The 25462-nt window shown below is 65.0% G+C and carries 25 protein-coding genes and 1 tRNA gene; 22 read left to right on the top strand and 4 right to left on the bottom strand.

Annotated features, from left to right (window positions below; all coding sequences use genetic code 11):
• Positions 1–4: 4 nt before the first annotated feature.
• Positions 5–436, bottom strand: a complete 432-nt coding sequence (locus ACK4FK_RS17170; RefSeq protein WP_409746417.1) for a DUF3293 domain-containing protein — start codon at positions 434–436, stop codon at positions 5–7.
• Positions 433–1119, bottom strand: coding sequence for a lipid-binding SYLF domain-containing protein (locus ACK4FK_RS17165; RefSeq protein WP_409746415.1), 687 nt, complete (start codon positions 1117–1119; stop codon positions 433–435). The genes ACK4FK_RS17170 and ACK4FK_RS17165 overlap by 4 nt, the downstream gene beginning before the upstream one ends.
• Positions 1120–1267: 148 nt before the next feature.
• Here ACK4FK_RS17165 and ACK4FK_RS17160 point away from each other — a divergent pair, with 148 nt between their 5' ends.
• The 11 genes from ACK4FK_RS17160 (at position 1268) to ACK4FK_RS17110 (ending at position 10686) form a co-directional block, all read left to right on the top strand.
• A complete protein-coding gene (locus ACK4FK_RS17160; RefSeq protein ID WP_409746413.1) occupies positions 1268–1546 on the top strand; it encodes an exodeoxyribonuclease VII small subunit in 279 nt (92 codons plus the stop codon).
• A gap of 1 nt (position 1547) precedes the next feature.
• Positions 1548–2459 (top strand): polyprenyl synthetase family protein, encoded by a 912-nt coding sequence (locus ACK4FK_RS17155; RefSeq protein ID WP_409746411.1) that lies wholly within the window; start codon positions 1548–1550, stop codon positions 2457–2459.
• Positions 2460–2475: 16 nt separating this feature from the next.
• Entirely contained in the window at positions 2476–4392 is a 1917-nt protein-coding gene (gene dxs / locus ACK4FK_RS17150) for a 1-deoxy-D-xylulose-5-phosphate synthase (RefSeq protein ID WP_409746409.1), read from the top strand.
• A 12-nt stretch (positions 4393–4404) separates the two neighbouring features.
• Positions 4405–5169 (top strand): TlyA family RNA methyltransferase, encoded by a 765-nt coding sequence (locus tag ACK4FK_RS17145; RefSeq protein WP_409746407.1) that lies wholly within the window; start codon positions 4405–4407, stop codon positions 5167–5169.
• Complete coding sequence (locus ACK4FK_RS17140; RefSeq protein ID WP_409746405.1) at positions 5162–6451, top strand: class I SAM-dependent RNA methyltransferase; 1290 nt, start codon at positions 5162–5164, stop codon at positions 6449–6451. Before ACK4FK_RS17145 ends, ACK4FK_RS17140 begins: the two co-directional genes overlap by 8 nt.
• A gap of 65 nt (positions 6452–6516) precedes the next feature.
• Positions 6517–6590 (top strand) — tRNA-Gln (locus ACK4FK_RS17135).
• Positions 6591–6766: 176 nt separating this feature from the next.
• Entirely contained in the window at positions 6767–7990 is a 1224-nt protein-coding gene (locus tag ACK4FK_RS17130) for a multidrug effflux MFS transporter (RefSeq protein WP_409746403.1), read from the top strand.
• 207 nt (positions 7991–8197) lie between these two features.
• Positions 8198–8500, top strand: coding sequence for an HU family DNA-binding protein (locus tag ACK4FK_RS17125; protein ID WP_409746401.1), 303 nt, complete (start codon positions 8198–8200; stop codon positions 8498–8500).
• 229 nt (positions 8501–8729) lie between these two features.
• The gene (locus ACK4FK_RS17120) at positions 8730–9614 is read left to right on the top strand and encodes a UDP-2,3-diacylglucosamine diphosphatase (RefSeq protein ID WP_409746399.1); all 885 of its coding nucleotides are present in this window, start codon (positions 8730–8732) and stop codon (positions 9612–9614) included.
• A gap of 132 nt (positions 9615–9746) precedes the next feature.
• The gene (locus tag ACK4FK_RS17115; RefSeq protein WP_409746397.1) at positions 9747–10160 is read left to right on the top strand and encodes an FKBP-type peptidyl-prolyl cis-trans isomerase; all 414 of its coding nucleotides are present in this window, start codon (positions 9747–9749) and stop codon (positions 10158–10160) included.
• Between the two features lie 82 nt (positions 10161–10242).
• Complete coding sequence (locus ACK4FK_RS17110) at positions 10243–10686, top strand: FKBP-type peptidyl-prolyl cis-trans isomerase (RefSeq protein WP_409746395.1); 444 nt, start codon at positions 10243–10245, stop codon at positions 10684–10686.
• A gap of 6 nt (positions 10687–10692) precedes the next feature.
• Here the strand turns inward: ACK4FK_RS17110 and ACK4FK_RS17105 are convergent, their stop codons facing one another.
• On the bottom strand, positions 10693–11253 hold the full coding sequence (locus tag ACK4FK_RS17105) for a nucleotidyltransferase family protein (protein ID WP_409746393.1): 561 nt from the start codon (positions 11251–11253) through the stop codon (positions 10693–10695).
• An 86-nt stretch (positions 11254–11339) separates the two neighbouring features.
• A complete protein-coding gene (gene acnA / locus ACK4FK_RS17100; protein WP_409746606.1) occupies positions 11340–14027 on the bottom strand; it encodes an aconitate hydratase AcnA in 2688 nt (895 codons plus the stop codon).
• 575 nt (positions 14028–14602) lie between these two features.
• Between acnA and ACK4FK_RS17095 the strand changes: the two genes are divergently transcribed.
• From ACK4FK_RS17095 to ccmD, 11 genes are all read left to right on the top strand, one after another.
• A complete protein-coding gene (locus ACK4FK_RS17095; protein ID WP_409746391.1) occupies positions 14603–16582 on the top strand; it encodes an AMP-binding protein in 1980 nt (659 codons plus the stop codon).
• Between the two features lie 6 nt (positions 16583–16588).
• Complete coding sequence (locus ACK4FK_RS17090; RefSeq protein WP_409746389.1) at positions 16589–17377, top strand: ABC transporter ATP-binding protein; 789 nt, start codon at positions 16589–16591, stop codon at positions 17375–17377.
• An 11-nt stretch (positions 17378–17388) separates the two neighbouring features.
• Positions 17389–18273: a branched-chain amino acid ABC transporter permease gene (locus ACK4FK_RS17085; protein ID WP_409746388.1), complete on the top strand. Its 885-nt coding sequence runs from the start codon at positions 17389–17391 to the stop codon at positions 18271–18273.
• A gap of 20 nt (positions 18274–18293) precedes the next feature.
• Entirely contained in the window at positions 18294–19358 is a 1065-nt protein-coding gene (locus ACK4FK_RS17080) for a branched-chain amino acid ABC transporter permease (RefSeq protein WP_409746387.1), read from the top strand.
• 127 nt (positions 19359–19485) lie between these two features.
• Positions 19486–20796, top strand: coding sequence for an ABC transporter substrate-binding protein (locus ACK4FK_RS17075; RefSeq protein WP_409746386.1), 1311 nt, complete (start codon positions 19486–19488; stop codon positions 20794–20796).
• A gap of 75 nt (positions 20797–20871) precedes the next feature.
• Positions 20872–21711, top strand: a complete 840-nt coding sequence (locus ACK4FK_RS17070) for an ABC transporter ATP-binding protein (protein ID WP_409746385.1) — start codon at positions 20872–20874, stop codon at positions 21709–21711.
• A gap of 41 nt (positions 21712–21752) precedes the next feature.
• Positions 21753–23114, top strand: a complete 1362-nt coding sequence (locus ACK4FK_RS17065) for a phenylacetate--CoA ligase family protein (RefSeq protein ID WP_409746384.1) — start codon at positions 21753–21755, stop codon at positions 23112–23114.
• A 45-nt stretch (positions 23115–23159) separates the two neighbouring features.
• Positions 23160–23762 carry a heme ABC exporter ATP-binding protein CcmA gene (gene ccmA, locus ACK4FK_RS17060; protein ID WP_409746383.1) on the top strand — a complete coding sequence of 201 codons (603 nt, stop codon included), beginning with the start codon at positions 23160–23162 and terminating at the stop codon, positions 23760–23762.
• The gene (gene ccmB / locus ACK4FK_RS17055; protein WP_409746382.1) at positions 23759–24427 is read left to right on the top strand and encodes a heme exporter protein CcmB; all 669 of its coding nucleotides are present in this window, start codon (positions 23759–23761) and stop codon (positions 24425–24427) included. The genes ccmA and ccmB overlap by 4 nt, the downstream gene beginning before the upstream one ends.
• Before the next feature lie 21 nt (positions 24428–24448).
• The gene (locus ACK4FK_RS17050) at positions 24449–25180 is read left to right on the top strand and encodes a heme ABC transporter permease (protein ID WP_409746381.1); all 732 of its coding nucleotides are present in this window, start codon (positions 24449–24451) and stop codon (positions 25178–25180) included.
• Positions 25181–25264: 84 nt separating this feature from the next.
• Positions 25265–25462: a heme exporter protein CcmD gene (ccmD, locus tag ACK4FK_RS17045; protein WP_409746380.1), complete on the top strand. Its 198-nt coding sequence runs from the start codon at positions 25265–25267 to the stop codon at positions 25460–25462.

Genomic DNA, 25462 nt, shown 5'->3' with positions numbered 1-25462 from the left:
CTGATCAGCCGAGTGCGAGGCGGGTGAGGATCAAGTCCGCCACCCCGCCGCTCGTATAACGAACGATACCGAATTGGCCATAGCGCTCAGCCAGCGCCATGGCCTTTTCCGTTTCCAGATCCAGCACAGCGAAACCCGGTTCGGGCCGCCAGCCATGGCGATCCGGCACACCCAGATGCGGCAGCGTGGTCAGACCCTTTGCCGCGAGTTCCCGCCGCAGGCGCTGGTGCGCCGCCATGTTGCGCGTGACCGGCCGGTGTTTGCTGCGCGGGTTCCACGCATTCAGGCAGGTGATGCTGCCTGCGTTCATCCGGCGCAGAAACGCATCGGCCTGCGGGCTGGGATCATCCAGCCGCAGGCCGATCATGGTTCCGTCCGGCAGGACCACGGCATATGTCGTGCCGCGATAGCCCCGCAGGGTATGCGCGGCGATCACCGGGCCTCGGCCACACTCAGCGCCTGACGCAGCGCATTGGTACCCGGATTGCTGACGGCGTGATCGTAGAGGATGTTGCGCGGATGCGCCTCGCGCCCGTAATAGGCGGTGTTGCGGCTGTGACGGGCAGTGATCACCGCGCCTTCCACGGCCACGCCGGCGGCCAGGCCCTTGCTGCGCGAGTAGGACAGGATGTCGGCGCCCAGATGCGTGGTGGTGGCCGCCTCGATGCCCATGCCGATGGGCCCTGCCGCCACGGTGGCGTCCGCGCCCAGCTTGAATTCGTTGCGCAGGATGGCGTCCACCGCCTTGTTGTTCATCAGCAGCAGCATAACCTCCGAAGCTTCGCCGCCGATCTGCAGGCCGATGGAGCCGGCGCCCATGGTGTAGATGGCGGGTTCGCTCCAGCCCGTGCCGGTGCGGGCCAGCAACACGCCTGAGCCGCCCTCGCCACCGATGATGAAGCTGGCCTTCAGCAGTTGCGGCACCACGAACACGCCTTTGGCCTTGGCCAACTGGCGGCGCATGTCGGCGAACTGGCGATCGGTGGCGAAGCGATCGACGGTGATGCGTGCGGCATCGATCAGATTCTGGTCTTCGGATGCCAGGGCCGGCCGGGATGCGGCCAGCAGGATGCCGGAGCCGAGCAGGGCGGTGGTCAGCAGGTGGCGGCGGGTCAACATGGGATGTCCCTTTCCGGGTTGGCAAAGTCGTGAACGCAATATATTGCTTACGCAATGGCATTGCATCCCCATAGGTAGGATTGTGCCATGGGTTGTTGGGTCTTCACCCCACCCTTAGACTGTGGCGGCATTGTGAAACGGAGGCGGCATGTCGAAGGCGAAGGATGCGGCGGAAAATGCCCCTGAGGCGATTCCCGCCGATATCGCGAGCTTGAGCTTCGAGGATGCCCTGCGGGCGCTGGACGAAATCGTCAAGAAGCTCGAATCCGGCAAGGTCGACCTTGAAGAATCGATCGCGCTTTATGGCCGGGGCGCCCTGCTCAAGCGCCATTGCGAGGTTAAGCTGAAGGCGGCGGAAGAAAAGATCGAAAAGATCGTGATCGGTGCCGACGGCCAGCCCGGCACCCAGCCTTTCAAGGCCGACTGACATGACCGGGCAGCCGTCGCTTGCGACGGCCATGCGGGAGGTGGCGGCCGCCGTCGAGGCCGAGCTTGACCGCCTGCTTCCCAGGCCCGCCGGTCCAACTGCAAGGCTGGACGAAGCCATGCGCTATGCCGCGCTGGGCGGCGGCAAGCGCCTGCGCGCCTTGCTGGCGGTGGCGGGCGGCGACCTGTTCGGCGCGCCGCGCCAGGGCAGCCTGCGGGTGGCGGCGGCCATCGAGATGCTGCATGCCTATTCGCTGATCCATGACGATCTGCCCTGCATGGACAACGACGACCTGCGCCGCGGCAAACCCACCGTCCACAAGGCTTTCGATGAGGCTGCCGCCGTGCTGGCCGGCGACGGGCTGCAGGCCCTGGCGTTTGAAATCCTGGCCGATCCGGCCACCCATGAAGATGCCGGCATCCGTGCTGAACTGGCGCTGGGGCTGGCCCGGGCGGCCGGACCGCGCGGCATGGTGGGCGGCCAGGCCATCGACCTGGCGGCCGAGATCCGCACGGCGGCCGGACGGCCGCTGGATTATGCGGAGATCGCCCATCTGCAGGCGCTCAAGACCGGGGCTCTGATCGCCTATGCCGCCGAATCCGGGGCGATCCTGGGGCGGGCCGGCGTGGAAGACCGGGCCGTTCTGCGCGATTATGCCGCCGATCTGGGGCTGGCTTTCCAGATCGCCGACGACATCCTGGATCATGAGGGTTCCGTCGCCGAGATGGGCAAGGCGGTGGGCAAGGATGCCGGCGCCGGCAAGGCCACGTTCGTTGGCCTGCTGGGGCCGGAGGGCGCCAGGGCCAAGGCCCGGGCGTTAACCAATTCGGCCTGCGACCGTCTGTCCCGTTTCGGGCCGGCCGCCGCGGTTTTACAGGAGCTGGCCGAGTTTGTTATAACCCGCCGCTCGTGACACAATCGGATCAGCAATGATCAGCAACCGCACTCCCCTGCTGGATACCGTGCGCACGCCGGCCGACATCCGGCAGTTCGACATCGACCAGCTCAAGCAACTCGCCGACGAGGTACGCCGCGAGATGATCGATGCCGTCTCGGTGACCGGCGGTCATCTCGGTGCGGGCCTCGGCGTGGTCGAGCTGACCGTGGCTGTGCATCACGTCTTCGCCACGCCCGAGGACAGGCTGATCTGGGATGTCGGCCACCAGGCCTATCCGCACAAGATCCTCACCGGTCGGCGCGACCGCATCCGCACCCTGCGCCAGGGCGGCGGCCTGTCGGGTTTCACCCGCCGCTCGGAAAGCGAATACGATCCCTTCGGCGCCGCGCATTCCTCCACCTCGATTTCAGCCGGCCTCGGCATGGCGGTGGGCCGCGACCTCAAGGGCGGCAGCAACAACGTCATTGCCGTGATCGGCGATGGCGCGATGTCGGCCGGCATGGCATACGAGGCCATGAACAATGCCGGGTCGATGGACTCGCGCCTGATCGTGATCCTGAACGACAACGACATGTCGATTGCGCCGCCGGTCGGCGCCATGAGCGCCTATCTGTCGCGGCTGCTGTCTTCGCGCTCCTATATGGGCCTGCGCCAGCTTGCCAAGCAGCTTGGCCACAAGATCCTGCCCAAGAGCCTGGCGACGGCGGCCGAGAAGGCCGAGGAATATGCGCGCGGCATGGTCACCGGCGGCACGCTGTTCGAGGAATTGGGCTTCTATTACGTCGGCCCGGTGGATGGGCATAATCTCGAGCATCTCGTGCCGGTACTGAAGAACATCCGCGACAACGGCAATACCGGCCCGGTTCTGATCCATGCCGTGACGCAAAAGGGCAAGGGCTACGGCCCGGCCGAGGCGGCTGACGACAAGTATCATGGCGTGTCGAAATTCGATGTCGTCACCGGCGCCCAGGCCAAGCCCAAGGCCGGCCCGCCCAGCTATACCAAGGTATTCGCCCAGAGCCTGATCGCCGAGGCCGAACGCGATGACAAGATCGTCGCCGTGACGGCCGCCATGCCCTCGGGCACCGGGCTCGACCTGTTTGCCAAGCGCTTTCCCGACCGCTGTTTCGATGTCGGCATCGCCGAGCAGCACGCCGTCACCTTCGCGGCCGGCCTGGCCTGCGAGGGCTTCAAGCCGTTTGCGGCGATCTACTCCACCTTCCTGCAGCGTGCCTACGACCAGGTGGTGCATGATGTGGCGATTCAGAAGCTGCCGGTGCGCTTTGCCATCGACCGCGCAGGCCTGGTCGGCGCCGATGGGGCGACCCATGCCGGCAGCTTCGATATCGCCTATCTCGGCTGCCTGCCCGACATGGTGCTGATGGCCGCTGCCGACGAGGCGGAACTGATGCACATGGTGGCCACGGCGGCAGCGCTGGACGACCGCCCGTCGGCCTTCCGTTATCCGCGCGGCGAGGGACTTGGCCTCACCCTGCCGGGTCGCGGTTCGATCCTGCCGCTGGGCAGGGGCCGCACCCTGCGCGAAGGCAGTTCGATCGCGATCCTTTCTTTCGGTGCGCGCCTGGCCGAGGCCATGAAGGCCGCCGACGATCTGGCGGCGCGCGGCCTGCCGACCACCGTGGCCGATGCGCGTTTCTGCAAACCGCTCGATACCGACCTGGTGCGCCAGCTTGCCCGCCACCATGAAGTGCTGATCACCATCGAGGAAGGCTCGGTCGGCGGCTTCGGCAGCCATGTGCTGCAGTTCCTCAGCCATGACGGCCTGCTGGATCACGGCCTGAAGGTGCGGCCGATGGTGCTGCCCGACATCTTCATCGACCACGATACGCCGGCGAAACAGTATGACGCGGCGGGGCTGAACGCGCCGCAGATCGTTGCCATGGCGCTGTCTGCGCTTGGCCGCTCCGGCCTTTCCGTTCGCGCATAAAGCAGGTCCGTCATGAAGCCCGCCAAGATCCGCCTTGACCAGGCGCTGGTCGAGCGCGGCCTGGCGGAAAGCCGGGCCAAGGCGCAGGCCGCCATCATGGCCGGGCTGGTCTTCTCGGGCGAGAAACGGCTGGACAAGCCGGGGCAGGCCGTCGCGGCCGATGTTCCGCTGGAACTGCGCGGCAAGCCGCATCCCTGGGTCAGCCGCGGCGGCGTGAAGCTGGCGCATGCGATAGGGCATTTCGCTTTGAGCCCGCAGGACCGCATCTGCATCGATGTCGGCGCTTCCACCGGCGGCTTCACCGACGTGCTGCTGCAGCATGGCGCCGCCAAGGTCTACGCCGTGGATGTCGGCGAGGGACAACTGGACTGGAAGCTGCGCAACGATCCGCGCGTGGTGGTTCTGGAAAAAACCAACGCGCGCCATCTGAATGCCGCGCTGGTTCCCGATCCTATCGATTGCGTGGTCTGCGATGCCAGTTTCATCGGCCTGCAGATCGTGCTGCCGGCGGCGCTGGCGCTGGCCCGGCCGGGGGCCTGGGCGGTGGCGCTGATCAAGCCGCAATTCGAGGTCGGCCGCGAGCGCGTGGGCAAGGGCGGCGTGGTGCGCGATCTGGCCCTGCACGAGGAAGTCTGTGTCCGCATCCGCGACTGGTGGGATGCCCTGCCGGGCTGGCGCGTGATCGGCATCGAGCCGAGTCCGATCCTGGGACCGGAGGGCAATCGCGAATTCCTGATCGCGGCTGAGAAAGACATTGATGGGAAGCGCGATGCGTGACGTGGAAGGCGTGATCGAGCGGATGGGCGGGCAGGGCCATGGCGTGCTGACCCATGACGGCATCCGCTATTACGTGCCCTTCACGGTGCCGGGCGACCGCGTCGCGGCGAAGGTGGGCGAGGAACGCGGCGATGGCTATGCCGCCCATGTCAGTGTGCTGGAAGCGGAAGGACCTGATCGCGTCGAGCCGCCCTGCCGGCATTTCCAGGCCTGCGGCGGTTGTGCCCTGCAGCATTGGGCGGAAGCTCCCTATAACGCCTGGAAGCGCGACAAGCTGGCGGCGGCGCTGGCCCGGCGCGGCTTTGAGCAGCCGCCTGTCGCCGATCTGGTCACCGTGCCGGCAAATTCGCGCCGCCGCGCCGAATTCATCCTGCGGCGCGTGAAGGACCGCGTGCTGCTGGGCTTTCACGAGGCGGCCAGCCGCAAGATCGTCGATCTGGAAGACTGCACCGTGCTGCGGCCTGCGCTGCTGGCGCCCTTGCCGGCCCTGCGCGGCGCATTGATCGAGGTGCTGGGCGATGGCTGGGCTGTCGACCTCAAGCTCACCGACACCGAAACCGGACTGGACGCCCTGATCACCGGCAAGCTGAAGATGCGCGTGCAGGAACGCATTGCCCTCAGCAGGGCTGCGAAAAGCATTGGCCTGGCCCGCCTGAGCTGGCGTTTCGATCCGCGCAGCGAACCGGAATTGCTGTATCAGGGCGAGGCTCAGCCGCTGGTGCGTTTCGGCACGCGCGGCGTGATCCTGCCGCCGGGTGGCTTTTTGCAGGCGACAGTCGAGGCCGAGCAGGCGATGGCCGATTTTGCGCTGGATGCATTGAGGGACGCGAAACGCGTCGCCGACCTCTTTTCTGGCTGCGGTGCATTTGCGCTGCGACTCGCCGAAGCCGGCAAGACCGTGCTGGCCGCCGATGCCGACCGGCCCGCCATAGCCGCCCTGCAGGCGGCGGTGAAAACGGCCGGCCTGGCCGGACGGTTGACGGCGCAGGCGCGCGACCTGGAGCGCCAGCCGCTCACGCCGGCCGAACTTAAAAAACTCGATGCCGTGCTGCTCGATCCGCCGCGCGCCGGCGCCAAGGCCCAGGCGCAGCAGCTTGCCCTGGCGGCGGCGGCGGCCGGCGCGGCGCCCGGGATCGTGGTGATGGCTGCCTGCGATCCCTCCAGTTTCGCCCGCGACGCCCGCACGCTCGCCGATGCCGGCTGGCGGCTGGAAAAGGCGGTGCCGATCGACCAGTTCCGCTGGTCGCCGCATCTGGAAATCATCAGTATTTTCAGGCGCTAAGGCCGGCGAAGAGCAGGGGTTGCAAAGCACTGGCGGACGGGCTATACCCCGCACCCGATCCCTGCTGGGGGATCGTCTAACGGTAGGACCCCAGACTCTGACTCTGGTTGTCTAGGTTCGAATCCTAGTCCCCCAGCCAATTCTCCCCGACAATCAGGTTTCCGTTTCAGGCATCGCAGACATGCAGATGCTTTCGCGTTGCACGTCGCTCTCATCCTGCGCCTGATCCCTGCATCGCGGGTTGGTCCGTGGCCGGATTAGAGCTATAGGATTGCTTGTCTCGCCCGATCCTTCACGCCCGGCCTCGAACCGGGCATGACCAGCCATCCGGTACTCGCCCTGTCCGAATCTCGCCGCCGCCCGCCATCCGTCGTGATTCTGGTCGCCATGTCGGCGATCGGTCCGATGGCGCTCAATATTTTCATGCCATCGATGCCTGGCCTGGCCCGGCATTTCCAGGTCGATTACGGCCTGGTGCAATTGACCCTGACGATCTACCTGATCGGCCTCAGCGTGGCGCAGCTGGTCTATGGCCCCTTGAGCGACCGTTATGGCCGCCGCCCGGTGCTGCTCTGGGGCCTGGCGATCTTCTGCCTGGGCAGCCTGGTCTGCACGTTGGCGCCTTCGATCGAATTTCTGATGCTCGGCCGCGGCCTGCAGGCGATCGGTGGCTGCGCCGGACTGGTGCTGGGACGCGCCATCATCCGCGATCTCTACGACCGCGACCGCTCGGCCGCAATGATTGGCTACGTCACCATGGCGATGTCGCTGGCCCCGATGTTCTCGCCGGCGCTGGGTGGCTATCTCGACACCCTGCTCGGCTGGCGCGCCAGCTTTGCCTTCTGCGTCCTGGCAGGCGCCATCGTGCTTGCCGCGGTGCTGCTGACCCTGCCGGAAACCCTCGCCGAACCTGGGCTTGGCGAGGGAATCGGCCCGATGCTGCGCAGCTATGCCGGCCTGCTGCGCTCGCCCGCCTTTTGCGGCTATGCCCTGCAGACGGCCTTCACCTCGGGGGTGTTTTTCGCCTTCATTGCTGGCGCGCCGTTCGTGGTGGTGACGGTGATGGGGCTGCCGCCCTCGGCTTACGGACTGTGGTTCATCGCCGTTTCGGCAGGATATCTCACCGGCAACTTCTTCACCGGCCGCTATGCCGTGCGGCTGGGCGTGGATCGCATGATCGGCATCGGGGCGCTGATCGGCCTGCTGGGCATTCTGGCGCTCGCCACCACCGGGTGGCTCGGCCTGCTGACATTGCCGGGCCTGTTCCTCCCCATGGCGGTGGTGGCCCTGTCGAACGGCCTCACCCTGCCCAACGGCACGGCGGGCGCGGTATCGGTCAATCCTCGCGCCGCCGGCGCGGCCGCCGGTCTGTCGGGCGCCCTGCAGATGCTGGTCGGGGCCGGCGCGGCCGTGCTGGTTGGCTACGGCCAGGATCACGATCCGACCCAGTATCCGATGATCTGGACCATGCTGGGCAGCGGCCTGCTGGCCGTGCTGAGCTTCGCGATCGCGGCGAAAGTCCGCGCCGGGCGCGCCTGAAGTCGGCCTGCTGACGGGCGCGGATGCGATAAACCCGCATGTTTTGCGGCTCCGATTCGATCCGGATGCCAAAAAACCGCATGTCTAGCGGATTTTTGCGCTTTCCCCGATGGGCAAGAGGCCGGCGCGGTGCTATGGAGGATTCGGGAACCAACTCCCGATTCGTTCATAACAGCATCTGACGCATCTTTTCTGAGGAGAGAGACCATGGCTAAAGCGGCCGCCACCAAGACGGTTACCGTGACCGCGAAGCAGATCGCCACCGCGCTGGCCGAGAAGCATGAGCTTCAGAAGAAGGCCACTGCCGGTCTGTTCGAGGAATTCTTCACCGCCGTGACCAAGTCGCTGAAGAAGGGCGAGCGCGTTCGCCTCGGCGACCTCGGCATCCTGCAGGTCCGCAAGCGTGCCGCCCGCATGGGCCGCAATCCGCAGACCGGCGAGCCGATCAAGATCAAGGCTTCCAAGAAGGTTGCCTTCCGCGCCTCCAAGGTGCTGAAGGAAGCGATCTGATCCGTCCCAAAGGACGCCATCGATCCAGGGCCTGCCTCACGGCAGGCCCTTTTTCGTTGCGGCCCATCTTCATTGCCGTCCATCGCGCCGGGGTACTGTCACCGTTCCGTCATGTGGGTCATGGAAATTTCACGGGACAAGTTCCGGGCCGGGATTCATCTTCCCGGCCAAGAATTTGCCGTCGCAGCGATTCGACGTTGGCGCCGGCGGAAGCAGGTGACCGATGAACATGGCGCTCCGTCCCGCCCGCTACCGCACCATATGGATCTCCGACATCCATCTGGGCACGCGCGGCTGCAAGGCCGACCTGCTACTGGAATTCCTGAAATACACCGAGGCCGACACGATCTATCTGGTCGGCGACATCGTCGACGGCTGGCGGCTGAAGCGTTCCTGGTACTGGAACCAGAGCCAGAACGACGTGGTGCAGAAACTGCTGCGCAAGGCGCGCAAGGGCGCCAACGTGATCTACGTGCCGGGCAACCATGACGAGGCGCTGCGCGACTTCATCGAGGATAGCGGCCTGCAGTTCGGCGGCATCACGGTGCAGATGGAGGCGATCCACGAAACCGCTGACGGGCGCAGGTTCCTGGTCACCCATGGCGACCATTTCGACGGTATCGTCACCTGCGCGAAATGGCTGGCTCTGCTGGGCGATGCCGCCTATGGCTTCGCCCTGGGGCTGAACACCTGGTTCAACCACCTGCGCCGCCGCATGGGCCTGCCCTACTGGTCGCTGTCGGCCTATCTGAAACACAAGGTCAAGAACGCGGTCGAGTTCATCTCCGATTACGAACAGGCCATCGCCGAGGAGGCCCGCCGCCGCCATGTCGACGGGGTGGTCTGCGGCCATATCCACCATGCCGAAATCCGCGAGATCGACGGCATCCTGTACTGCAATGACGGCGACTGGGTGGAAAGCTGTACCGCGCTGGTCGAGCATGCCGATGGCCGGCTGGAGATCCTGCGCTGGGCCGAACTGCGGGAAAACCTGGGCTCCTTCCTGCTTCCGCTCGGCGAGGAAGGCCATGAAACCGGCGAATCAGAGGGCGAATTCCAGCCCGATTCCAGGGACGGGGGGCGCCCGCAGCCGCTGCCCCTTCCGGCCGGCTGAGGTCATTCCGAGCCCGAGCCCACCCGCAGGCCGGGTAAATTCCGCGTCAGGAGCCGATTCGCCCGCCGGTCTACCCCGGAACCCGCCCGACAACTATGGGCAGCGGCCGGATTGCTTGCTATGGTTATCCACATGGGAGTGCTCTCATCGATACTCGGTGCCATCGGCATCGGGGGCAAACAGGAAGCCGTCAACCTGCGTCAGACCCCGTCTGGCATGCGGTCAGGGGATATTGTCGTCGGAACCGGCGACAAGGCCGAACCGGGGAAGATGGTCACCGTGCATTACGCCGGCTGGATCTGGGAAAACAACAAGCCGACCCGGATGTTCGATTCCTCCTACAAGCGTGGGCAGCCCTTCGAGTTCCAGCTTGGCCAGGGCAAGGTGATCAAGGGCTGGGACGAAGGCGTCTCCTACATGAAGGTGGGGGGCAAGCGTGCCCTGCTGATCCCGCCCTACCTGGCCTATGGTGCCAAGGGCAACGGCCGCATCATTCCGCCCAACGCCACGCTGTTCTTCGAGATCGAGCTGGTCGGCGTCCGCTAAGCGGGCGTTCCCTCGGCCTTGCTGTCGCCGCATTCCGGCGGCAGGCTTCGCCGTGTCGTTATGTCTATCCGGAGCCTTCAGAATGTTTTCGTCCCGTCGAGCTTTCGCTGCCGCCGTGCTGACCGGCTTGTCCTTGGCCGTCCTGCCGCTTGCAACGTCGGTTCTGGCCCAGGAGCAGGTCACGGCCTCGGGCCTGCGCTATACCGAGGTCAAACCCGGCAACGGCGAAACCGCCCGCCGCGGCCAGACCGCCGTGGTGCATTACACCGGCTGGCTGATGGAGGCTGGCCAGAAGGGGCGCAAGTTCGACTCCTCGCGCGATCGCGGCCAGCCTTTTGCCTTTCCGCTTGGCGCCGGCCGGGTGATCAAGGGCTGGGACGAGGGTGTGGCCGGCATGAAGACCGGCGGCCATCGCACGCTGGTGATCCCGCCGCAGCTTGGCTATGGCGCGGCCGGTGCGGGCGGCGGCGTGATCCCGCCGAATGCCACGCTGATCTTCGATGTCGAACTGATCGAGCTCAGGTAAGGCCGCTCACGCCAGTCCTTCGACCTGCACGCGGGGCCAGCGCAAAGGCCAGTTCTTCTGCGCGACCCGCGCACGATATTCCTTGATCTTTCGCTGGCCGTTCGGCGTCGGTCTGACCCGGCCGGCCAGCAGATCCTCCACGCCATGCGGTGCGACCAGGCGCAGTTGGTCATCCGCCGTCAGGCTGATTCCGATGGCGGTGGGCGTTTCCAGCCACTGGCTGATGGCATGCGCAGTGTCGCGATAGGCGGGCTCACGGTTCTTGATATGCATGCGTGCCATGTTGCGCACCGACCAGACCTGGCTGATCCGATCGGCCGTCAGCCGGGCCTCGGCGGCATTTTCGACCTCACGGCCCGTATTGGCCGCATCGAAATAGACGATATCGATATCGTTGAGCGGCGTGCGCTGCGTGAAGCCGCAGAGCCGGTCCCAGACCAGGCTGCGCACGAAGCCGGCTCCGATGGCCCAGTCGGGCAGGCTAAGCTTGCGTGCCACCCACAGGATATCCATGGCCCAGGGATCGGCGGCGATGATGTCGATGACGGTCTGTTCGGCGGAGGGCATCGGATATGTATAAAACCAAAGCCTGAAAAACAAAAACGGCCGGGGTTGCCCCGGCCGTTTTCGTGTCTGCGGAATGACGGTTTCGCTTACGCGGCCTTGGCCAGGTTGCGCAGCACGTAATGCAGGATGCCGCCGTTCTTGTAGTAGTCGATCTCGTCCAGCGTATCGATGCGGCACAGCACCTCCACGGTCTGGGTCGTGCCGTCGGCGCGGGTGATGGTCACCGGCGTCTTCATGCGCGGCTTCAGGCCGGTGGCGATGCCCGAGATGTCGAACTTCTCCGAGCCGTCCAGCTTCAGGTCGAAGCGGGTCATGCCGTTCAGGAACTGCAGCGGCAGGATGCCCATGCCGACCAGGTTCGAACGGTGGATGCGCTCGTAGCTTTCCGCGATCACGGCCTTCACGCCCAGCAGGATGGTGCCCTTGGCCGCCCAGTCGCGCGACGAGCCGTTGCCGTATTCCTTACCGGCCACGATCACCAGCGGGGTGCTGCTGGCCTTGTATTTCATCGCGGCGTCGTAGATCGACATCACCTCGCCATCGGGCATGTGCTTGGTGATGCCGCCTTCGGCGCCCGGCACCATCTCGTTCTTGAGGCGGATGTTGGCGAAGGTGCCGCGCATCATCACCTCGTGGTTGCCGCGACGGGCACCGTAGGAGTTGAAGTCGGCATAGGCGACGCCATGGTCGGTCAGGTACTTGCCGGCCGGGCCGTCCTTCTTGATCGAGCCGGCGGGCGAGATGTGGTCGGTGGTGATCTTGTCGCCCAGGATCGCCAGCACGCGTGCGCCCTTCACATCGGTGATCGGTGCCGGCGTGGTGCTCATGCCCTCGAAATACGGGGGATGCTGCACGTAGGTCGACTTCTTGTCCCAGCCATAGGTCTGGCCGGTGCCGACCTTGATCTTGCGCCACAGCGGGTCGCCCTTGAACACATCGGCATAGCGCTTCTTGAACATCGCCGGCGTCACGTACTTGCGCACGGTGGCCGCGATCTCCTTGTTGGAGGGCCAGATGTCCTTCAGGTAGACCGGCTTGCCCTTGGCGTCATGGCCCAGCGGCTGGGTGGTGACGTCGATGCCCAGGTTGCCGGCCAGCGCATAGGCCACCACCAGCATCGGCGAGGCGAGGTAGTTCGCCTTGGTCAGCGGGTGGACGCGGCCCTCGAAGTTGCGGTTGCCCGACAGCACCGCGCCGACTACGAAGTCGTTGTCGGTGATCGCCTTCGAGATGTTGTCGGGCAGCGGGCCCGAATTGCCGATGCAGGTGGTGCAGCCATAGCCCACCACCTGGAAGCCCAGGGCATCCAGCGATTTCTGCAGGCCCGACTTGGCCAGATAGTCGCTCACCACCTGGCTGCCCGGCGCCAGCGATGTCTTCACCCACGGCTTGGTCTTCAGGCCCTTCTTCAGGGCGTTGCGGGCCAACAGGCCGGCGCCCAGCAGCACGCTGGGGTTGGAGGTGTTGGTGCACGAGGTGATCGCGGCGATCACCACGTCGCCATGGCCAAGGTCGAAATTGGCCTTCTCCACCTTGGCGCGGAAGTCCAGCGCGGTCTTCTTGCCGTAGAAGTTGCCCATCGCGTCCTTGAACTCGGTCGCGGCGCGGCTCAGCGGCACGCGGCCCTCGGGGCGGGTCGGGCCGGCCAGCGAGGGCTCGACGGTCGACAGGTCGAGTTCCAGCGTGTCGGTGAAGACCGGCTCGGGCGCCTTCGGCGTGCGCCACAGCCCTTGAGCCTTGGCATAGGCTTCCACCAGCTTGATGCGCTGCGGGTCGCGGCCCGATGCCTTCAGATAGGCAATCGTCTCGGCATCGACCGGGAAGAAACCGCAGGTGGCGCCGTATTCCGGGGCCATGTTGGCGATGGTGCAGCGGTCGGCCAGCGACAGTTCGTCCAGGCCGGGGCCATAGAATTCGACGAACTTGTTCACCACGCCCTTCTTGCGCAGCATCTGCGTCACCGTCAGCACCAGATCGGTGGCCGTGGTGCCTTCCTTGGGCTTGCCCGACAGGCGGAAGCCAACCACTTCAGGCAGAAGCATGGAGATCGGCTGGCCCAGCATGGCAGCTTCGGCCTCGATGCCGCCCACGCCCCAGCCCAGCACGGCCAGGCCGTTCACCATGGTGGTATGGCTGTCGGTGCCGACCAGGGTGTCGGGATAGGCCACCTCGGTCTTGCCGTCCATGCCGGTCCACACGGTCTGGGCCAGGTATTCAACGTTCACCTGATGGCAGATGCCGGTGCCCGGCGGCACGACGCGGAAATTGTCGAACGCGGTCTGGCCCCAACGCAGGAAGGCATACCGCTCACCGTTGCGTTCGTATTCCAGGTCGACGTTCTTCTGGAAGGCCGACTTGGCGGCCGAGTAGTCCACCATCACCGAATGGTCGATGACGAGGTCGACCGGCGAGAGCGGGTTGATCTTCTTGGTGTCACCGCCAAGTTTGGTCATGGCATCGCGCATGGCGGCAAGGTCGACCACGGCGGGCACGCCGGTGAAGTCCTGCATCAGCACGCGGGCCGGGCGATAGGCGATCTCGCGGTCTGAACGCTTGTCCTTCAGCCACTGGGCCACGGCCTTCAGGTCGTCGACGCTGACGCTGCGGCCGTCTTCATAGCGCAGCAGGTTTTCCAGCAGCACCTTCAGCGAATAGGGCAGGCGCGACAGGTCGCCCAGGCCGGCCTTCTCGGCTGCCTTGATGCTGTAATAGGCGTAGGTCTTGTTGCCGACCTTCAGGGTGCGGCGGGTCTTCAGGGTATCCTGGCCGACCACGATGGGAACGGCACGGGCGGCGCCGGCGCCTTTGACCTTGGCGACGGGGGCCGTCTTCTTCACGGCTTTCTTCACGGACTTTGCCGCGGGCTTGCGGACCGCCGCCTTTTTCTTGGCAACCTTCGTCTTGGCAGCCTTCTTCGCGGCCTTGCGGGCCACGGCCTTCTTTGCCGTCTTCACGGCCCGACGTGCGGATTTCGCGGCTTTTGCGGCTTTTTTGGCGACCTTTTTGGCTTTGGCCTTCGCGGGGCTTTTGCGCGCCTTGGCGGCCTTGCGCTGGGTCTTCTTCGCGGCTTTCACGGGGCGATCCTTTCGTTACGGAACGTAAAGAGGGAAAGGCTGGTAAAGCGGGCGGAAAACCCGCAGCGGATGCCGCAAATAGGTGCCGCAAAATCATGGGTTTGCCAAGCTCTTTCGGCTGGAGGAAACTTCAACTTGGGTCGAAATTTAGGCAATGCGACGCATGCTCAGCGCCGTCTTCAGCCACCCCTTGACGGCCTACTGTCCGTACGCTTATCAACGAGACAATAACGACGGCATGGCCACAGGCTGCGCCGCGTATGAGGAGGCCACATATGTCCGAGACGTCGGCAATGCCTGACGGGCGCGACCCGTTGGGACGCGATACTATCCCGAAATTCATCGCCTATAACGCGCAGCATCGCCGCGACCGCCCGGCCATGCGCGAAAAGGATCTCGGCATCTGGCAGAGCTGGACCTGGGGCGAGGTTGCCGGCAAGGTGCGCCAGCTTGCCTGCGGCCTGGCGGCCATGGGTTTCCGGCGGGGCGACAAGCTGGCCATCATCGGCGACAACCGGCCCGAACTGTACTGGGCTTTGGCCGCCACCCAGGCCCTGGGCGGCATTCCGGTGCCGATCTACCAGGACAGCGTGGCCGATGAGGTGCAGTACGTCATCGACCATGCCGAGGCCCGTTTTGCCTTGGCCGAGAACCAGGAGCAGGTGGACAAGCTGCTGTCGATCAGGGATCGGCTGCCGAAGCTGGAAATGATCATCTTCAGCGATCCGCGCGGCATGCGGCATTACGATCAGCCCTACCTGTGCGACCTTGAAAAGGTGATGGCCGGGGGCGATGCCCATGGCCGCACGCATCCGCATTTCTTCGATGAGGAAATGGCCAAAGGCCGGGGCAGCGATATCTCGCTGATCTGCTATACCTCCGGCACCACCGGACGGCCCAAGGGCGTGATGCTCAGCCACGACAATGTGGTCCGCTCGGCCAACCTGGCGATCAATTTCGACAAGATCAACGAAAACGACGAGATCCTGGCCTATCTGCCGATCGCCTGGGTGGGCGACAATTTCATTTCCTATGCCGAGGCGGCCATCGCCGGCTTCTGCGTGAACTGCCCGGAATCGGCCGATACCGTGCTGCAGGACCTGCGCGAGGTGGGGCCGACCTATTTCTTCGCCCCGCCGCGCATCTTCGAGAACCTGCTCACCACGGTGATGATCCGCATGGAGGATGCCAGCGCCATCAAGCGCGGCATGTTCCACTACTTCATCGGCGTGGCCAAGCGGGTCGGTCGCGCCATTCTCGAACGCAAGTCGGTGTCGCTGGTCGACCGGCTGCTCTATGCGCTTGGCGACCTGCTGGTCTATGGGCCGCTCAAGAATGTGCTGGGCGTGTCGCGCCTGCGGCTCGCCTATACCGCCGGCGAGGCGATCGGCCCCGACATCTTCGACTTTTTCCGTGCGCTGGGCATCAATCTCAAGCAGCTTTACGGCCAGACCGAATGCACGGTCTATCTGTGCATGCATACCGATACCGATGTGCATCCCGACACCGTCGGTCCCCCGGCGCCGGGCGTGGAGCTGAAGATCGACCCGACCAGCGGCGAGGTGCTGTATCGCAGCCCCGGCGTGTTCGTCGGCTATTACAAGAACGACGAGGCCACGGCAGAAACAAAGACGCCGGAAGGCTGGGTGCATACCGGCGATGCCGGCGTGTTCACAGACGGCGGCCATCTGCGCATCATCGATCGCGCCAAGGATGTCGGCCGGCTGAACGACGGCTCGCTGTTCGCGCCGAAATACGTCGAGAACAAGCTGAAATTCTTTCCCCACATCAAGGAGGCGGTGGCCTTCGGCGACAAGCGCGACTATGCCGCGGCCTTCATCAACATCGACCTGGCCGCGGTCGGCTCCTGGGCCGAGCGCAACGGCATCGCCTATACCTCGTATTCCGATCTGGCGGGCCGGCCTGAAGTCTACGACCTGATCAAGGGCTGCATCGAGAAGGTGAACCGCGACCTGTCGTCGGACAGCAGCATGGCCGCCAGCCAGATCCAGCGCTTCCTGATCCTGCACAAGGAACTGGATGCCGATGACGGCGAGCTCACCCGCACCCGCAAGGTGCGCCGCCGCATCATCGCCGATCGTTACGGCGAACTGATCGAGGCACTGTACTCGGATCGCGATTCCATCGCGGTGGAAGCCAAGATCACCTTCGAGGACGGGCGCACCGGCACATTCAAGGCCAACCTGAAGGTCGCTTCTGCCGAAACCTATGCCACCATGCGCAAGGCGGGCTGACATCCCATGACCGTACAGAAGACAATCGGCCCGACCCTGTTGAAGGTCGATAACATCAGCTTGTCGTTCGGCGGCGTGAAGGCGCTGACCGACATCAGCTTTGAAATCCGCGAGCACGAGATCCTGGCCATCATCGGCCCGAACGGCGCCGGCAAGTCGTCGATGCTCAACTGCATCAACGGCTTCTATCACCCGCAGCAGGGCACCATCACCTTCCGCGGCCAGACCCGCAAGCAGATGCGCCCGCACGAGGCAGCCAGCCAGGGCATCGCCCGCACCTTCCAGAACATCGCGCTGTTCAAGGGCATGTCGACGCTGGACAACATCATGACCGGCCGGCTGCTGAAGATGAAGGCGGGCCTGCTCTCCTCGGCGATCTACAAGGGCCCGGCGGAGCGCGAGCAGATCGAGCATCGCGAATTTTGCGAACGCATCATCGACTTCCTGGAAATCCAGGCGATCCGCAAGGTGCCGGTCGGGCGCCTGCCCTATGGCCTGCAAAAGCGCGTCGAGCTGGCGCGTGCGCTGGCTGCCGAGCCCACCCTGCTGCTGCTCGACGAGCCGATGGCGGGCATGAATCTGGAAGAGAAACAGGACATGTGCCGTTTCATCCTGGATGTGAATGACGAATTCGGCACCACGATCTGCCTGATCGAGCACGACATGGGCGTGGTGATGGACATTTCCGACCGCGTGGTGGTTCTGGATTACGGACGCAAGATCGGCGACGGCTCGCCCGACGAAGTCAAGAACAACCAGGCGGTTATCGACGCCTATCTCGGCGTACAGCATTAAGGGGGCACGGGATGGCGTTCTTCTTAGAAGTGCTGATCGGCGGCCTGATGGCCGGCGTGATGTATTCCCTGGTCGCGCTCGGCTTCGTGCTGATTTTCAAGGCGTCGGGCGTCTTCAATTTCGCCCAGGGTGCGATGGTGCTGTTCGCCGGGCTGTTCTTCGTCGGCTTCATGGAGCTGGGCGTGCCGATGCTCGTCTCGCTGCTGCTCACCGTTGCCGTGATGGTGCTGCTGGCCGGCGCGATCGAGCGTCTGGTGCTGCGGCACCTGGTGAACCAGGAGGGCATCATCCTGTTCATGGCCACCATCGGCGTGTCGTTCTTCCTCGACGGCTTCGGCCAGACCATCTGGGGCAGCAACGTACGCCAGCTTGATGTGGGCATTCCGACTGACCCGATCTTCCTGATGGATGGCGACATCCTGATCCAGTCCTTCGACCTGTGGGCCGCCCTGGTCGCCGGCACCCTGCTGGCCAGCCTGGTGGTGTTCCAGAAAACCCGCATCGGCCGCGCGCTTCGCGCCGTGGCCGACGACCATCAGGCCGCCCAGTCGGTTGGCATCCCGCTCAACGTGATCTGGATCATCGTCTGGGCGATTGCCGGCCTTGTCGCTCTGGTGGCCGGCGTGATGTGGGGGTCCAAGCTGGGCGTGCAGCCGGCCATCGTCAGCCTCGCGCTGAAGGCGCTGCCGGTGCTCATCCTGGGCGGCTTCACCTCCATTCCGGGCGCCATCATCGGCGGCCTGATCATCGGCGCCGGCGAGAAGCTGGCCGAGGTCTATATCGGGCCGATGGTCGGCGGCGGCATCGAGAACTGGTTTGCCTATGTGGTGGCGCTGGCCTTCCTGCTGATCCGGCCGCAGGGCCTGTTCGGCGAAAAGATCATCGAACGCGTGTAGCGGCGGCGAGGGGAACGACCATGTTTTATCGCGAATCCGGTCAGTACAAGACCAGCTACCGCGCCGACCAGGCGATCTTCACCATTCCGCAGGACAGGGTATTCTTCGTCATCCTGATGGCGCTGGCGCTGGTCGGGGTGCCGATGGTGGCGACCGACTACATCTACACCGCGCTGCTGATCCCTTTCCTCTGCCTCTCCCTGGCGGCGCTTGGGCTCAACATCCTGACCGGCTATTGCGGCCAGCTCTCGCTCGGCACCGGCGCGTTCATGGGCGTGGGCGCGGTCTCGGCCTGGAACCTGGCGGTCCGGCTCCCGGAGCTGAACCTGCTGGTGGTGTTCGTCCTGGCCGGCCTGATCACGGCGCTGGTTGGCATCGTGTTCGGCCTGCCCTCCATGCGCATCAAGGGCTTTTATCTTGCGGTGGCGACGCTGGCGGCGCAGTTCTTCCTGCCCTGGCTGTTCGTCAAATGGGGCTGGCTGACCAATTACAATTCTTCGGGCGTCATCACCGTGCCGCCGCTGGAGCTGTTTGGGTGGACCATCAACACGCCGATGGAGAAGTACCTGTTCGCGGTGGTGCTGATCGCAGTCCTGACGCTGGCGGCGAAAAACCTGGTGCGCAGCAATCCGGGGCGGCAGTGGATGGCGATCCGCGACATGGATATCGCGGCCGAGATCATCGGCATCCGCCCGGTGCTGGCGAAGCTGTCGGCCTTTGCCGTTTCCTCATTCTATGTCGGCATCGCCGGCGCGCTGTACCTGTTCGTCTATCTCGGTTCGACCGAACCGGATGGCTTTGGCATCAACCTGTCGTTCCAGGTGCTGTTCATGGTGATCATCGGCGGGCTGGGCTCGATCCTGGGCAATTTCCTTGGCGCCTTCTTCATCCTGCTGCTGCCGATCTTCCTGACCCGCGTGCCGCCGGCCCTGGGCTTCGACCTTTCCACGGCCATGGTTTCGCATCTTGAATTCATGGTGTTCGGCGCCCTGATCGTGTTCTTCCTGATCGTGGAGCCGCATGGCCTGGCGCGACTCTGGCAGATTACCAAGGAAAAGCTGCGGATATGGCCCTTCCCCTATTAAGAAGGGTTAAGAGGGGCGGAAAGGCGCCAATCCACGCCGAAACCGTGTTGTACCGCATTGTCGGCATGCTAGTTTAACAGCAACGCCCGTCATAAAGAGGCGGGTTAAAACCGGGAGGACGAAAGAGATGAAAGCTTCCAAGTGGATTGCGTCCCTTGTCGTGGGCGCGACCTTGGCCGGCGGCGCTGCTGTCGCGCTGGCCCAGGAACAGATTATTCCATCGATGGTGTACCGCACCGGCCCGTTCGCGCCGAGCGGCATTCCGGTCGCCGACGGCTTTGCCGATTACATCAACCTCGTCAACGAGCGCGACGGCGGCGTCAATGGTGTCAAGCTGCGCAACGAGGAATGCGAGACGCAGTACAACACCGAGCGCGGCGTTGAATGCTACGAGCGTCTCAAGGCGCTGGGCGGGACCATCTTCAGCCCGTATTCCACCGGCATCACCTATGCCCTGATCGACCGCGCCCCGACCGACAAGTCGGTGATCTTCTCGATGGGCTATGGCCGCGCCTCGGCCACCGTCGGCAACATCTTCCCCTGGGTGTTCACGGCACCCGCCACCTACTGGGGCGGCGCCTCTGCCGGCATCCAGTACATCGCCAAGGAACTGGGCGGCAAGGATAAGATGAAGGGCAAGAAGGTTGCCTACGTCTATATCGACATCGCCTATGGCAAGGAGCCGATCCCGGTCTTCCAGAACTACGCCCAGGAACTCGGCTTCCAGCTTGAGCTGGTGCCGGTGCCGGCACCAGGCCTGGAGCAGAAGTCGATCTGGCTGCAGATCCGCCAGATGCGGCCCGACTACGTCTACCTGCAGGGCTGGGGCGCGATGAACGCCGTTTCGCTCAAGGAAGCCGCGGCTGTGGGCTTCCCGCGCGAGAAGATGATCGGTGTGTGGTGGTCGAGCCAGGACAGCGACGTGCAGGCTGCTGGCGCCGCGGCCAAGGGCTACAAGGGCCTGACCTTCCATGGCGCGTCGAAGGACCTGCAACTGCTCAAGGACATGAAGCAGTATGTCGTCGACAAGGGCAAGGCGTCGAACGGCGGCAAGCATTTCGGCGAAATCGGCTATCTGCGCGGCGCCATGAACGCCATGCTGACGGTCGAGGCCCTGCGCTCCGCCCAGGAAATCCACGGCAAGGGCAAGGTGATGAACGGCGAGCAGTCGCGCGACGGCTTCGAAGCCATCAACCTGACTGACGACAAGATCGCCAAGCTGGGCCTGAAGGGCTTCCTGCAGCCGCTGAAGCTGGCCTGCGACAACCACCTGGGCGACGGCAAGATCCTCGTTGTGCAGTGGCAGGGCGACCAGTGGAAGCCGGCCAGCGACTGGATCCTGCCGGAAAACCAGAAGCTGTGGCCGCTGTATCTGCGCGATGCCGAGACCTATGCCCGCGAGAAGAACATCGCCTCGCGGGTCTGCAAGCCGTCGTAAGACGCCAACACTCCCCCGCCGGCACCGCCGGCGGGGGATTTTCTTTGCTGCTTCCGCTGAACGGATTCCCGATCCATGACCGCCCAGACGCATATCCAGGCGAACATCGCCGCCCAGCCGCTGCTGTCCGTCAACAACATCGAGGTGATCTACAATCACGTGATCCTCGTGCTGAAGGGCGTGTCGCTGCAACTGCCCAAGGGCGGCATCGTGGCCCTGCTCGGCGCCAACGGCGCGGGCAAGACCACCACGCTGAAGGCGATTTCCAATCTGCTGCGCGCCGAGCGCGGCGACATCACCAAGGGCCATATCGACTATCACGGCGAGCGGATCGACCAGCTCAATCCTTCGGCCCTGGTCAAGAAGGGCCTGATCCAGGTGATGGAGGGGCGGCATTGCTTCGCCCATCTCACCGTCGAGGAGAACCTGATGACCGGCGCCTTCACCCGCTCCGATGGCGGCAAGGCGATCGCTCAGGACCTTGAGAAAGTCTACACGTATTTCCCGCGCCTGAAGGTGCGCCGCAAGTCGGTGGCGGGCTATACGTCGGGCGGCGAGCAGCAGATGACGGCGATTGGCCGCGCGCTGATGAGCCGACCCGACACCATCCTGCTGGACGAGCCCTCGATGGGGCTGGCGCCGCAGCTGGTCGAGGAAATCTTTGAGATCGTGCACAAGCTGAACAAGGAAACCGGCGTCAGCTTCCTGGTGGCCGAGCAGAACACCAACATGGCGCTGCGCTATGCCGATTACGGCTACATCCTGGAAAACGGCCGCATCGTGATGGACGGCGAGGCTCAGAAATTGCGCGAGAATTCCGACGTGAAGGAATTCTATCTCGGTCTCGGCGCCGGTGGCCGACGCAGTTTCCGCGACGTGAAGCATTATCGCCGGCGCAAGCGCTGGCTGGCCTGATCGCATCGGGATCTCAGGGTCGAGAATCGCAGGAGAATGCCGTGACGCGCGCGAGCAAAGCGAAGTCGGGAAAGCCGAAGGCTGTTAAGGCGTCTAAAACCAAGAAAGCGCCTGTAACCAAGACAATGAAGGTGCGCGCCGACGAGTATTTCGACAAGCGCGAGATCCGCTCGCCGGCGGCGCGATTGAAAAGCCAGATCGCGGCTTTGCAGACGCTGATCGCCCATGCCAAGAAGGCCAGCCCCTATTACCGCGATATCCTGAAGGACGTGAAGCCGGCGAAGATCACCTCGCTGGCGGCCCTAGCCAAGCTGCCTGTGACGCGCAAATCCGATCTGGCGCCGCGTCAGAAGGCAATGCCGCCGCTGGGCGGCCTGCTGGCCGGCAAGCCGTCCGAGATCGCCAATGTCTTCCAGTCGCCCGGGCCGCTGTATGAAGCCTATGGCCGCCCGACCGCGAAGATGAAGGACCCCTGGCGCTTCGCCCGCGCCATGTGGGCGGCGGGCTGCCGCCCCGGCGATCTGGTGCACAACACGTTTTCCTACCACCTCACGCCGGCCGGCCGCATGACCGAAGGTTCGGCCCATGCCATCGGCTGCCCGGTCTTTCCCGCCGGCGTCGGCAATACCGAGCTGCAGCTTGATGCCATCATCCAGTTGCAGCCGCGTGTCTATTGCGGCACGCCGTCCTTCCTGAAGATCCTGCTCGAGAAGGCGAAAGAATCCGGCAAGCCGGCTACGTCGCTGACAAAAGGCCTGGTCGGCGGCGAGGCCCTGCCGCCGTCATTGCGCGCCGAGCTGAAAAGCCTGGGTGCCGAGGTGCTGCAATCCTATGGCACGGCGGAACTCGGCCTGATCGCCTATGAATCGAAGGCGATGGAAGGCATGATCCTGGACGAGGACGTGATCGTCGAGATCGTGCGCCCGGGTACCGGCGATCCGGTGGCGCCGGGCGAGGTGGGCGAGGTGGTGGTCACCGTGCTGGCCAATCCGGTCTATCCCATGATCCGCTTCGCCACCGGCGACCTTTCCGCGATCCTGCCGGGCATCAGTCCGTGCGGTCGCACCAACACCCGCATCAAGGGCTGGATGGGCCGGGCCGACCAGACCACCAAGGTAAAAGGCATGTTCGTCACGCCGGGCCAGATCGGCCAGGTGGCGGCCCGCCATCCCGAGATCGCCCGCGCCCGGCTGGAGGTCAGTTCGGAGAACAACCTCGACGCCGTGGTGCTGAAGATCGAGGCGAAGGGGCATGTCTCGACCGTGGATGCCACGGCGCTGGCGAAAGCGGTTGCCGAGAGTTTCCAGTCCGTGTGCAAGTTGCGCGGCCATGTCGAGGTGGTGGCCACGGGCAGCCTGCCCAATGACGGCAAGGTGATCGCCGATCTCCGCACCTATCAGTGAGACTCTGGTCAGTAAAGACCTGAAAAGGCTAAACTCCGCCGCGTCATGGCGTTGGCGGTCGAACGGCTCGTCTGCATCCGCGGCGAGCGTCAGCTTTTCTCCGATGTGAATTTCCGCCTCGCGGCCGGCGAGGCGCTGCTGCTGCGCGGCCCGAACGGCAGCGGCAAATCCAGCCTGCTGCGCCTGCTGGCCGGCTTCCTGCCGGCCGCCGCCGGCCGGGTGCAGCGGGACGAGGAAGCCCGGCTGTTCTATGTCGGCCACCAGGATGCCGTGAAGCCGCAACTCAGCACCGAAGACAACCTGGTTTTCTGGGCCCACCTGCAGGGCCTTGATGGCGCGGAGGCGCACGCGCAATCCGTCGCGGCGCTTGAAGCCGCCGGTCTGTTGCGTCAGCGCCGCCTGCCGGGGCGCTATCTGTCGGCCGGGCAGAAGCGCCGCCTGGCGCTGGCCCGGCTGCTGATCGCGCCGGCCGATCTGTGGCTGCTCGACGAGCCGACCAATGCGCTGGATACCGCCGCCGTGGCCTGGCTGGGTGGCGTGCTGGCCACGCATCGGGCGCGCGGCGGCATGGTGATTTTAGCCAGCCATGTCGATGTGCCGCTGCCCGATGCGCGCCGCCTCGACCTGCCGGAAGGCCGCCAGTCATGACGAGGGCCTTCCTTGCCATCGTCGGCCGCGACCTGCGGGTGGGCTTCGGCGCCCAGGGCGCCATGCTCACCACCTTGCTGTTCTTCGTGCTGGCGGTCAGCCTGTTTCCCCTGGGCGTCGGTCCCGAGCCGCAGATTCTGGCCCGCATCGCCGCCGGCGTGATCTGGGTGGCGGCTTTGCTGGCGGCGATGCTCTCACTCGACCGGCTGTTCCAGACCGACCAGGAAGACGGCACCCTCGATCTGCTGGCGCAGACACCCCTGCCGCTTGGCCTCGTCGCGCTGGCCAAGACGCTGGCGCACTGGCTCACCACCGGCCTGCCGCTAACTGTGATCGCGCCCCTGCTGGCGGTGATGATGCAGATGGATGCCGCCGCCATGCCGGTTCTGCTGCTGGCCCTGTTGCTGGGTACCCCGTCGCTGAGCCTGATCGGCGCCATCGGTGCGGCGCTCACCCTGGGTGCCCGGCGCGGTGCCGTGCTGGTGCCGCTGATCACATTGCCGTTAGTCATACCGGTGCTGATCTTCGGCGTCGGTGCCGTGGAGGCCGCCGCCTACGGCCTCACCCCCGCGCCGCATCTGCTGCTGCTGGGCGCCTTCCTGGCCGGCAGCCTGGCGCTCAGCCCCTTTGCCATCGCCGGCGCCATCAAGCTGGCCTTGGAGTGAACCCGGCCCTATAAAGCGCCCATGCATGCCCTTGCCAACCCCGCCCGTTTCCTGCGCCTGATGGGTGCCATCCGCCCTTGGGCGGCTGGCATCGCGATACTGGGCCTCGGCATCGGCCTGGGCTGGGGTCTTTTGTATTCGCCGCCGGATTACCAGCAGGGCGAGACGGTGCGGATCATGTATATCCACGTGCCCTCGGCATGGATGGCGATGTTCGTCTACGCCGCCATGGCGACGGCCTCGGCCGTGGCGCTGGTCTGGCGCCATCCGGTGGCCGAACTGGCGGCCAAGGCCTCGGCCCCGGTAGGGGCGGCCTTCACCCTGATCTGCCTGGTCACCGGCTCGCTCTGGGGTAAGCCGATGTGGGGTACCTGGTGGGTCTGGGATGCCCGGCTCACCTCCATGCTGATCCTGTTCTTCCTCTATCTCGGCTATATCGCCCTGTGGGAAGCCTTCGACGATCCCGGCCGCGCCGGCCGCGCCGCCGCCATTCTGGCCCTGGTCGGCGCCGTCAACCTGCCGATCATCAAGTTCTCGGTCGATTGGTGGAACACCCTGCACCAGCCGGCCAGCGTGCTGACCCTGGAGGGGCCCAAGATCCATCCCGATATCCTCTGGCCCCTGCTGATCACCGCGCTCGGGGCCAAGGGTTATTACGTCTGGGTGCTCAGCCTGCGGGTCAGGGCCGAAATCCTGCAGCGCCAGGCCCGTATCCTGCGATTTTCGGCCGCGACGGATCGCCGCGCGACCTAGCCATGGGCTAGCCGTTCGCCTGCGAAGACTATATTTTCACCCGACCGTTGGCCGCAGGGGCCAAGGGAAGCAAAGGGTTAACTCGTGTACTGGTCATCGCTCGGCGATTTCCTGGCCATGGGCGGCCACGCCGCCTTCATCTGGCCGTCCTTTGCCATCGCGATCCTGCTCCTGCTCGGCCTGGGCCTGCAGAGCCGGCTGGCCATGATTGCGGCCGAACGCGAGCATGCCGAGGCAAGGCTCGAAGCCGGCCGGGACGGCGAGGGGCGGCGCGATGCGTAA

The organism is Ferrovibrio sp. (assembly GCF_046297895.1).
GTDB lineage: Bacteria > Pseudomonadota > Alphaproteobacteria > Ferrovibrionales > Ferrovibrionaceae > Ferrovibrio.
This window is presented reverse-complemented; position numbering and strand designations above follow the sequence as displayed.